Annotated in this window: 8 protein-coding genes; 2 read left to right on the forward strand and 6 right to left on the reverse strand. The window is 73.5% G+C overall.

Translation table 11 applies throughout. The annotated features are described in order from the left end of the window. Window positions 1-1,121: alpha/beta fold hydrolase (locus FAF44_RS49000; RefSeq protein WP_237110339.1), on the reverse strand; the 1,121-nt coding region annotated here is incomplete at its 3' end. Between the two features lie 25 nt (window positions 1,122-1,146). Here FAF44_RS49000 and FAF44_RS49005 point away from each other — a divergent pair. After that, a complete protein-coding gene (locus tag FAF44_RS49005; protein ID WP_237110340.1) occupies window positions 1,147-2,313 on the forward strand; it encodes a pyridoxal phosphate-dependent aminotransferase in 1,167 nt (388 codons plus the stop codon). Window positions 2,314-2,322: 9 nt separating this feature from the next. On the opposite strand, the gene FAF44_RS49010 is transcribed toward FAF44_RS49005, so the two are convergent. The 4 genes from FAF44_RS49010 to FAF44_RS49025 form a co-directional block, all read right to left on the reverse strand. Continuing rightward, entirely contained in the window at window positions 2,323-2,643 is a 321-nt protein-coding gene (locus tag FAF44_RS49010; RefSeq protein ID WP_237110341.1) for an Atu4866 domain-containing protein, read from the reverse strand. Window positions 2,644-2,829: 186 nt separating this feature from the next. Further along, a complete protein-coding gene (locus FAF44_RS49015) occupies window positions 2,830-3,993 on the reverse strand; it encodes an aromatic acid exporter family protein (RefSeq protein ID WP_237110342.1) in 1,164 nt (387 codons plus the stop codon). 20 nt (window positions 3,994-4,013) lie between these two features. After that, window positions 4,014-5,123, reverse strand: a complete 1,110-nt coding sequence (locus tag FAF44_RS49020; RefSeq protein ID WP_237110343.1) for an aromatic acid exporter family protein — start codon at window positions 5,121-5,123, stop codon at window positions 4,014-4,016. A gap of 57 nt (window positions 5,124-5,180) precedes the next feature. Further along, complete coding sequence (locus FAF44_RS49025) at window positions 5,181-5,843, reverse strand: alpha/beta fold hydrolase (protein WP_237110344.1); 663 nt, start codon at window positions 5,841-5,843, stop codon at window positions 5,181-5,183. Window positions 5,844-6,006: 163 nt separating this feature from the next. Between FAF44_RS49025 and FAF44_RS49030 the strand changes: the two genes are divergently transcribed. Next, entirely contained in the window at window positions 6,007-7,098 is a 1,092-nt protein-coding gene (locus FAF44_RS49030) for a ring-opening amidohydrolase (RefSeq protein ID WP_237110345.1), read from the forward strand. Here the strand turns inward: FAF44_RS49030 and FAF44_RS49035 are convergent, their stop codons facing one another. Beyond that, window positions 7,099-10,287, reverse strand: coding sequence for an NACHT domain-containing NTPase (locus FAF44_RS49035; RefSeq protein WP_237110346.1), 3,189 nt, complete (start codon window positions 10,285-10,287; stop codon window positions 7,099-7,101). Between the last annotated feature and the right edge of the window lie 147 nt (window positions 10,288-10,434).

Here is a 10,434-nt window from a genome sequence, read left to right on the forward strand (position 1 = left end):
GTGCTGGTCACCGTGGGGGCCACCGAGGCGGTGGCGGCGGTGGGGGTGGACTTGGGGAGCCGCCAGGCGTCACACACCGCTTTATCCGCATTTATGGTGAAAAGTTGGGATTGCGTGGTGAAAGTGCTGAACGGGACCTCGTCCTGGCACTGCACCGCGTGGTACAGCCCGAACTCGTGGGACACCAGCCCCTCGCCCACCGCGTCCGCCAGCGGGCGCAGCAGCTCGTCGTGCCCCTCGGCCAGCGCGCCCACCATCGACGCCGCCACGGCGGCCACCCCGGCGTCGTGCAGCCCCTCCGCCAGGATCGCGGCCACGTCGTCACCGCTCATCCGCGCCGTGAACTCCCTGCCCGTCAGCGGATCCATGGTCGGCACCAGGGCCGGCGTCCGGTTGAGCCGCGCCCGCATCGCCGCGAAGGCGTCCCGCGCGCCCAGCAGCGCCACCGTCCCGTCCAGGTTCCGCGCGGCGTCGTCGTACCAGGCCACGCCCTCCGGCAGGTACGAGTCGAGCACCACCGAGCGCACCCCCTCGGGGTCGGCGGCGGCCACGTCTGCCATGACCCTGGTGGAGTAGCTGACGCCGAACAGGTTCCACGACGGGTAGCCGAGCTTGTGCCGTAAGGCGACCACGTCGGCCACGATCTCCTTGGTCTGGTAGCCGCGCAGGTCGACGCCCCGCTGGGCGAGCCGGTCGCGGCACCGGAGCGCGGCGGCGGCGACGTCGGCCGGCGGCTGCCGCAGCCGGCCGAGCAGCGCCTGCGCGGTCTCCGGGCAGGCCAGCGACGGTTCTGAGTACCTGCTGCCGCGCTGCTCGACGGTCACCACGTCGCGATCGGGGAACATCTGGCTCAGGAACCCCACGAGCTGCATCGACGCCGATCCGGGGCCGCCGCTCATGTACACCACGGGATCCGGGGCGCGCCCGGGCAGCGCCGACCGGTGCACGGCGTAGCCGACCCTGATCGTCCGGCCCGGGGCGTCCCTGCGCTCGGGAACCTCGAGGAAACCGCAGCTCGTACGGGCGGGCACGGGGACGGGACAGGCCCCCGCCGCAACCGGGCCGGAGGTCATGACAGGGGGCGCGGACAGCGCGAGAGCGAGCACGACCCGAATGATCACGGGACGAGACTAATAGTCTGGAGCCGTGACCGACCCACTTGTCAGCAGGATGCGCGCCTTCGGCACGACCATTTTCGCGGAAATGAGCGCGCTCGCCGTCCAGACCGGATCCATCAACCTCGGCCAGGGTTTCCCCGACACCGACGGCCCGGCCGCGATGCTCGACCGCGCCGTCCAGGCCATCGGCGCGGGCGCCAACCAGTACCCGCCGGGGCCCGGGGTGCTGGAGTTGCGGCAGGCGGTGTCGGAGCACCGGGCGGCCCGCTACGGCCTCGCCTACGACCCGGTGGGCGAGGTGCTGGTCACCGTGGGGGCCACCGAGGCGGTGGCGGCGAGCGTGCTCGCGCTGTGCGAGCCCGGCGACGAGGTGATCGCCTTCGAGCCCTACTACGACTCCTACGCCGCCTCGATCGCCATGGCCCAGGCCCGGCTCGTGACGGTCACGCTCACGCCGGTCGAGGGCCGCTTCACCTTCGACCCCGACGAACTGCGCGCCGCCGTCACCCCGCGCACCCGCGCCATCCTGGTCAACTCCCCGCACAACCCCACGGGCACGATCTTCACCCGCGCCGAGCTGACCGCCATCGCCGAGTTCTGCCAGGAGCACGACCTGATCGCGATCACGGACGAGGTGTACGAGCACCTCACCTTCGACGGGGTCGAGCACGTCCCGATGGCCACGCTGCCCGGCATGCGCGAACGCACGGTCATGATCTCGTCCGCGGGCAAGACGTTCTCAGTCACCGGCTGGAAGACCGGCTGGATCTGCGCGCCCCCGGCGCTGGTCACGGCGGTGCAGACGGTCAAGCAGTTCCTCACGTTCACGGCGGCCGCGCCGTGGCAGCTCGCGGTGGCCTACGGGCTGCGGCACGAGATGGACTGGGTGGACGCGCTCGGGGCCGGGCTGCAGGACAAGCGCGACCGGCTGATGGAGGGCCTGTCGGCGGCGGGCTTCACGGTGCTGCGGCCCGCGGGCACGTACTTCGTGCAGACCGACATCCGGCCGCTGGGCTTCTCCGACGGGCTGGAGCTGACGCGGCGGCTGCCCGAGCTGGCCGGGGTGGTGGCCATCCCCACTCAGGTGTTCTACGACCACCAGGATCGCGGGCGGCACTTCGTGCGCTTCGCCTTCTGCAAGAAGGACGAGGTCATCGACGAGGCGGTGGCCCGGCTGAAGCGCCTGTCCGCCTGACCCGGGTCGTCAGCGTTCCCGGTACAGCACGAGGTGCTCGTGGTGGAGCACGCCGTCGCGGACGTCGCCGGTGGCGGTGAAGCCGGTGTCGTCGACGTACTCCAGGTGGCTGCCGGTGACGGTGTAGCGGCCGGTGTAGGCGCGCTCGCGGCCGTCGCGGGCCTCCTCGTACCGGCCGTCCGGCAGCAGTTCCTGCCTGATGCGCCCGTCGGCGGTGACCCACATGCCGACGTACGGGTGCGGGGGCTGTCTCGTGCCGCGGACGCCGTCGGCGCAGGCGACGACCAGCGCCATGAGGATGCCGAGGGCGAGTGTCGTCTTCCGGTACATGTCCGTTCGCCTCCGTGGTCTCTGGGAGACCGAGTCTGCCGAGGCCGGCGGCGGACAGGCAGTGGTGAGACGTTCCCAGGAGCACCGCACCCAGGCTGCGCGGCCCGCCCTGCGAGGCGCCGCGCCCAGGCTTCGCGGGCCGGGCTGCCCTCCGATCGGCCGCACCAGGCTGCGCGGCCCCGCGGGTCAGTGCTCGGCGGCGAACGGGCGGTTCTCCGCCGCCGTGTCGCGGGTGCCGGACTGCGGGTCCCGGCGGGCGGCCCCGCCGCGCGTGCCCGTCCCGTCGAGGGGGGTCAGCGCCGCCGTGGCCTCCTCGTGCCCCATCCCCGTCGCCTGCAGCAGGTCCACCACCACCGAGCGCAGTTGCGCGATGATCACGTGCGCCGAGAAGCCCAGCCCGTCGGGCCGCTCCCTGGCCGCCACCGCCAGCAGCGCCTGCCGGGCCAGGGTGGGCTCCCGGCCGGCCCCGAGCTCCAGTTGCAGCAGCAGCGCCGCCTCCGACACCTCGCGCATCGCCTCGGCCAGCGCGGCCGGTGGCGGGCTGGACTCCCCGAGCGCGGCCAGGGTGCGCCTGCTCAGCACCCTGGCGTTGCGCAGCGCCAGGTCCACCGGCACGGCGGCGGTCTCGTAGCGGGCCAGGCGGGCGCGGCGGTGCCAGTGCAGCGGCGAGATCAGGGTGATCTCCTTGCTGGTCTCCAGCGCCGCCTCGAACTCCTCCACCACCGCCTGCGTCTTACGGGCCTCCTCCAGCGCCTCGGCCGCCAGGTCCGCGTCGCGCTTCTCGATGGCCTCCGCCGCCCGCTCCAGCACGGTGGACAGCGCGTCGAGCACCCCGGACAGGTGCTTGGCCGCGATCGTGAACGGGCCGGCGGGCAGCAGCGCCACCGCCGCGATGCCGATGACGCCGCCCGTGAGGGCGTCGGCCATGCGGTCCAGGCCGCCGGCCCCGTCGCCGGGCACCAGCGTGGCCACCAGCACCGCCGACGAACCCGCCTGCGCGACGAACAGGGCCCCGCTGTTGAGCAGCACGGCCACCGTCATGGCCAGCCCGACCACCAGGGCGAGCTGCCAGGCGCCCGAGCCGATCCAGGCCACGAGCAGGTCGCCCACGCCGACGCCCAGGCTGACCCCGACCACCAGTTCGACGACCCGGCGCAGCCGCTGGCCGAGGCCGACGCCCACGCAGATGAGCACGGAGATGGGGGCGAAGAAAGGGCGGGGGTGGCCGAGCAGTTCGATGGCGGCGGTCCAGGCCAGGGCCGAGCCGACCGCGCACTGCGCTATCGACGGCGCCGTCAGGGCGAACGTGCCCAGCCGCTCCTTCACGAGATCGCCGAGCCTGGTTAGCACCTTTCCACCTTGGCGGATCTTTATGACATTGGGGTCACATTTGCCCCATCTAAGTCCATTTCGTGTGGCTCGGGAGGAAAGTCCAGGGGCGGGAGGGCGGCCACCGCCTCCGCGCGTTCGGTGCCCGTCGCCTGGAGCAGGTCCACGACGATCGACCGGAGCTGGGCGATCATCACGTCCGCCGAGAACCCCCACCGCCTGGCCTCCTGGTACGCGGCCACCGACAGGATCGCCCGGCCCGACCGCTCGGGAGGCAGGCCGGTGGCCAGCTCGTCACGCAGCAGCAGGGTCGCCTCGGCCAGCTCGCGCAGCGCCCGCGGCAGCCAGGGCGGCAGCTCGCTGGAACCGTCGAGCGCCACGATCGCCCGCCTGGCCAGCACCCGCGCGTTACGCAGCGCGTGGTCGAGCGGCACGGCCGCCTTCTCGTACGCCTCCAGCCGGGGACGGCGATGGCGGTGCAGCGGCGAGATGGTGGCGATCTCCCGGCTGGTCGCCAGCGCCTGCCTGAACTCCTCCACACTCGTCTGCGTGCCCCGCGCCGCCTCCAGCGCCTGGCCGGCCAGCGCCGAGTCGGACCGCTCGATCGCCTCGGCGATCTGCCGCAGCGTGTCGGACAGCGCGCCGAACAGCGCGGTCGCGTGCCGCGTGGCCAGCGCCGACGGACTGGCGGGCAGCAACGCCACGGCCGCCAGCCCCATGAGACCGCCCACCAGGGCGTCCACCATCCGGTCGAGGCCGCCGAGACCCGACGGCGGCAGCAGCGTGGCGACCAGCACGGCCGACGAGCCCGCCTGGAGCACGATCAGCGAGCCGCTGTCGAGCAGCACGGCCACGCCCATGGCCAGCGCCACGACCAGCGCGATCTGCCAGGCCCCCGAGCCGATCCAGGACACCAGCAGGTCGCCCACGCCGACGCCCAGGCTGACCCCGGCCACCAGCTCGACGACCCGCCGCAGCCGCTGCCCGAGCCCCACGCCGATGCACACCACCACCGCGATCGGCGCGAAGAACGGGCTCGGATGCCCGAGCACCTCCTTGGCCACCAGCCAGGCCAGCGCCGCTCCCGCAGCGCACTGGCCGATCGACGGCGCCATCAGCCTCAGCCTGGTCAGGCGCTGGTGTACGTGCATGTCAACCACGCACCTACCCTGGCCCGCGAACGTGACACCGATGTTACGGCGGCGTGATCAGCGCTTGAGGAACGCGTCCACCTCGCGCAGGAACTCCTGGCGGGCGTCGCGGTGGACCAGGTGCCCCACCTCGATCCTGGCCAGCCTCGCCCCCGGGATCCGGGCCGCCACGTCGGGCTCGAACGGGCTGAGCGTGCCCGACAACACCAGCGTCGGAGCCGTGATCTTCGCCAGCCCGTCGGCCCACGCGGGGTCGTGGTCGACCATCTGCCGCTCGGTCTGGTGCACCATCCGCCAGTCGAACCCGGTGGAGTCGTCCTCCACGACCGGCGAACGGCCGGTCAGCGGGTGGGCGGGCGGCGGGTCCTCCAGCACCAGCCGCTCGACCCGGTCCGTACCGCCCATGGCCACCAGGCAGGCGACCACCGCGCCGAGCGAGTGCCCGACGAGGACGATCCGGCCGAGGCCCAGGTGGTCGAGCAGCGCGACGACGTCGGCGGCCATCTCGGACAGCGGGTACGCGCCCGGATAGTCGCTGGCCCCGTGCCCCCGCAGATCGGGCGCGAACACGTGATGCCGGGCGGCGAAGTGCTGGGTGATGCCGTTCCAGTCGTTGTGGTCGGCGGTGCGGCCGTGCAGCAGCACCAGAGGGGGAGCGGCCGGCCGGCCTTCCTCCCGGTAGACGAGCTTGATCCCGTTGACGTGTGCTTCGCGAATCACCCGCCCGACTCTAGGGTGACCGGCTCCACGACGGCTCACCGGCGTCCGGCCGCGATCAGCGCACCTTGACATCACCCGCGCGGTTCGTGGGCACACATTGACCATGAACCCCGCCGGCCGGCTCGGTAGCGTGGGGACCCGCCGCCAGCAGAAAGGGCAACGCATGCCGGACCCGATCGAAGTGCGCAAAGTGCCGATCGAGAGCGTCACCGACGCCTCCGGCCTGGCCCGGCTCTTCGCCGACGGCGTGATCGAGGCCGAACGGGTGCTGGCCGTCGTCGGCAAGACCGAGGGCAACGGCGGCGTGAACGACTACACCCGCATCCTCGCCGACCGCGCCTTCCGCGAGGTCCTCGCCGAGCACGGGCACCCCGCGCCGGAGAACGTCCCGCTGGTCTGGTCCGGCGGCACCGACGGCATCCTCAGCCCGCACGCCACCGTCTTCGCCACCACCGCCGACGCCCCCGCCTCCGACGAGCCCCGGCTGTCGGTGGGGGTCGCGATGAGCGAGGTCATCCTGCCCGAGGACATCGGCCGTCCGGCCATGGTCGAGAAGGTCGCCGCCGGCGTGCGCGAGGCCATGAAGCTCGCCGGCATCGACGACCCGCGCGAAGTGCACTACGTGCAGACCAAGACGCCGCTGCTCACCCTGGCCACCATCACCGACGCCAAGAGCCGCGGCCAGGACACCGCCATCGAGGAGACCGGTCCCTCCATGGACCTGTCCAACTCCACCACCGCCCTCGGCATCGCCGTCGCCCTGGGGGAGATCGAGATGCCGCGCGCCGACCAGATCCACAAGGACCTGTCGCTGTACTCGTCCGTGGCCTCGTGCTCGTCCGGGGTCGAGCTGGACCGGGCGCAGATCGTGCTGGTGGGCAACGTGCGCGGGATCGGCGGACGCTACCGCATCGGGCACAGCGTGATGCGGGACGCCCTCGACGCCGACGGCATCTGGCAGGCCATCCGCGACTCCGGGATCGATCTGCCCGATCGGCCGCATCCGTCCGACCTCGGGGGGCGGCTGGTGAACGTGTTCATGAAGTGCGAGGCCGACCCGTCGGGGCGGGTGCGCGGGCGGCGCAACATCATGCTGGACGACTCCGACGTGCACTGGCACCGCCAGATCAAGGCCGCCGTGGGCGGCGTGGCCGCGTCGGTGACGGGCGACCCGGCGGTGTTCGTGTCGGTGGCGGCCGTGCACCAGGGTCCGTCCGGCGGCGGCCCGGTCGCGGCCATCGCCGACCTGGGCTGATCAGCCCCGCACCAGGACGATCACGTCGTCGGGGACGACCGCGCCCCGCGCGCGCAGTTGCAGGGCCGTGACGCCGTGCGCGAGGCCGATCGCGCCCGTGCTGATCGCGCCCGTGCTGATCGCGCCCGTGCTGATCGAGTCCGTGCTGATCGAGTCCGTGCTGATCGGGTCCGTGTCGATCGCGCCCGTCAGCGCCTCGACACGCAGGCAGGTGGCCACGGCGTCGTCGAGCGGGAGCTCCCGCCGCGTCACGGCTTCGAGCAGTGCACGGAGCCGGCCGTGCGTCGTCAGCGAGCCGGGCCACACCGGCCCGGTGACGTCGTAGGGGCCGTCCAGCGGCGTGGGCGAACGCCGGGGGCTCTCGGTGTGCCGGAGGTGACCGTCGAGCATGACCTCGTTCATCAGGCGGCGACGGGCGTCGTTTCTCGGTGCCCAGTCCGCCGGGACGTCGAGCAGGCCGGCGATCGAGTCGGGGCCCTCGTGGGCCAGCGCCTGCCTGACCTGCGGGCCGACGCGGCCGGTGCCGATCAGGTCCGAGCCGGACAGGCGTACGAACAACTCGGCGAAATCCGCCAGCTCCAGGGCCGCCCTGGGGCGGGCCTGCCTGGACAGGGCGATGAGATCGTTCAGCTTCACCCGTCTGTCGATCAGCTCGCGCAGGTCGTGGAGCTCCACCACGAACCGCAACGTCTCGCGGGTCTTCTCGTCCAGGAAGCGGAGGATCCCGGCCGCGCACAGCTCCGGCTCGATCCGCAGCGCGCGGGCCGCCCCGATGAGCCTGGTCGCGGCGGGATCGACGGCCGCGGCCCTGCGTGCGAGCCCCGTCGCCGTGAACCGCGCGCCGACCTCGTCCAGCCCGGCGACCAGGTCGCCGGCGGAGGGCACGCCACGCAGGAGGGGACGGACGCGGTCGAGCCGCTCCTGGACCGCGACGACGGTGTCGACCGCGGTGACCAGGGCGTCCTCGCGCCGGACGTCGAGCCCCAGCTCCCTGACGAGCACGCGGTCGACGGCGGCGAGATAGACCCACGCCGCGCACCTCAGATCATCGGCCCACCGCTCGCGCACCGCCGCCTCGGACACCGCGAACGGATGCCCGCCGCCCGGCGGCACCGCCAGGGACGGGCGCTCGCCGTCGCCGCACCAGACCGGCCGCGTCCCGGCGATCAGCCGCACCGTCGGATCCGCGCACTCCTCGGGGGCCGGCAGCCGGTAGCGCACCCCCTGGGCACGCTCGTTCACCCACGCCAGGAACGGGCCCAGGTCCACGTCCCACACCCCCGACACCGGCCGGTCGTCGGCCGGCCACTCCCGCATGCCGTCAGGACGGCGGTAGCGGCCGGCCGTCGCCTCGTCCAGCACGAACCGCCGGTACAGGCCCACCGGCACGGGCACGGCGCACACCTCGGTGTCCCGTCCGATCGTCACGACCCGGCGTAACGACCTGGCCACCGCCACCTCGCTCATCACCCGCCGCAGCGCCGGGGCCGGGTCGGACAGCAGGTCGTCGAGCCGCGCCCGCAACTCCGGCGCCAGCTCGGCGGCCTCCTGCTGGCAGTCGAACGCCAGCGACAACGCCGGGACGGACCCCGACTCCAGGCACGCCGACACCACGACGCCCACGTCCGAGCCGGCGCCCCACAGCAGCGTCGTCTCCCGCCACCACGGGTCGTCCACGTGCCCGGCCAGCACCTCGCCCGCGCCGTCGTCCCCCTCGCGCAACCGGGCCGCCGCCAGGTACTCCTGCAACGTCAGATGGGCGAACGCGTACGACCCGCTCTCCCGCTCGACCAGCAGCCCCGTGCGGGTGACCTCCTCGACGAACGCCTCCGGATCCACCCGGGCCGCGATCCGGCCGAGCGCCGGGCCGACCATCCGGTGCAACCGGCCGGCGGTCAGGTCGCGCAGCCGCCCCCGCATCATCCGCAGCGCCACCTCCCGCAGCACCCGCTCTCGCTGCACCCCCTTCAGCTCGATCGCGGTGGCCACCCCCTTGGCCTCGCGCCGCCGGTACAGCAGCACCTGGCACATCTCCCCGTACAGCTCCGCCCGGCTGCCCGGCAGCGCGCCCCGGTACCGGTGCACGTTCACGATCATCGTCAGCAGCAGCGGGTTGGCCGCCAGATCGTGCAGGGACGCCTGCCCCCTGAGCCGTTCGAGCAGCTCGCCGGCCGACTTCCTGGCCCGCTCGGCGACGTGCGGGCCCTTCTCCCCGGTCGCCCGCGCCTCGACCGCCGCGTACCAGCCGTGCACGAAGCGCGACACCTGAGCGGGGGTGAAGCGCCGCACCGACAGCACCGAGGCCCCGTTCAGCGGGTTCGACTCGTACCCGTACGGCCGGGAGGTGATCACGAAGTCGTTGCCCGGATACCGGGCGATCTGCGCCCGCGCCCAGGCCACCATCTTCTTGCGGTCCTCCTCGCCGGCCACCTCGTCCAGGCCGTCGAGCAGCACCAGGCAGCGGCCCCGCCCCAGCGACCGCTCGAACCACGACGCGGGCACCGCCCCGTGCAACCACGGCTCGGAGGCGATCACCGCCGACAGCGGCACCTTGGGATCGTCCACAATGGTCTTGACGTGGTCGCGCAGGAGCAGCAGCACCGGCAGGCCGCGCCGCCGTCCGCACCGCTCCAGCGCCGTGCGCCGCAGCAGCGTCGTCTTGCCCGACCCCGGCCCCGCCACCACCGCCAGCACGACCGGCTCCGCGCCCGCCAGGAAACGCCTCAGCGACACCCGCTCGCCCGGGGCGGGGGCGGCCGTGCCGAGGTACGGCTCGTGCGCGATCCCGTGCAGCGGCCTCGGGACGAGGCTGACGTCCACGTACACGTCCTGCAGCCGCAGCGTGTGCTCACCCTGGGTGGGAACGCCCTCCAGGTCCACGAAGCGCAGCAGCCGGGACAGGCCGGCGACGTAGTGGCTGCGGTAGGACGTCCGGGACATCACCGCCCGATCGACCGCGCCCGCCATCCGCGGCGCCCACACGGCGGAGACCTCGCCGCCCACCTTCGCCGCCAGCCGGCCCGCCAGCACCAGCACCCACCACATCAGGACCGCGCCGGCGGCGAGCGCCGGATGGGCCCGCACCTGGGGCCACAGCCCCGCCCCGGCCAGCGCGGGCGGGCCGAGCGCGACCGCGAGCAGGACGATCTTGCCGATGAGCGAGCCCGGCGCGGGGGGTAGCGCTGCCACGGCCATCGATCATGGCGGCTGGACGTCACGAACGGAAGTCCGGGCCACACACCTCAGACCCTTTGGTGAGCGGTGCGGGGTGGTGAGTGGCTTGGGTGGTGGGCGGTGCGGTGCGGTGCGGTGCCTGTCCGGGGCCGGGGCAGGGGC

Source organism: Nonomuraea sp. MG754425 (genome assembly GCF_021699195.1).
In the GTDB taxonomy this organism is placed as follows: domain Bacteria; phylum Actinomycetota; class Actinomycetes; order Streptosporangiales; family Streptosporangiaceae; genus Nonomuraea.

Coding starts and splice junctions, on each gene's coding strand:
- FAF44_RS49010 (WP_237110341.1), bottom strand. CDS start 2,643: ATGTACCGGAAGACGACACTCGCCCTCGGCATCCTCATGGCGCTGGTC.
- FAF44_RS49030 (WP_237110345.1), top strand. CDS start 6,007: ATGCCGGACCCGATCGAAGTGCGCAAAGTGCCGATCGAGAGCGTCACC.
- FAF44_RS49020 (WP_237110343.1), bottom strand. CDS start 5,123: ATGCACGTACACCAGCGCCTGACCAGGCTGAGGCTGATGGCGCCGTCG.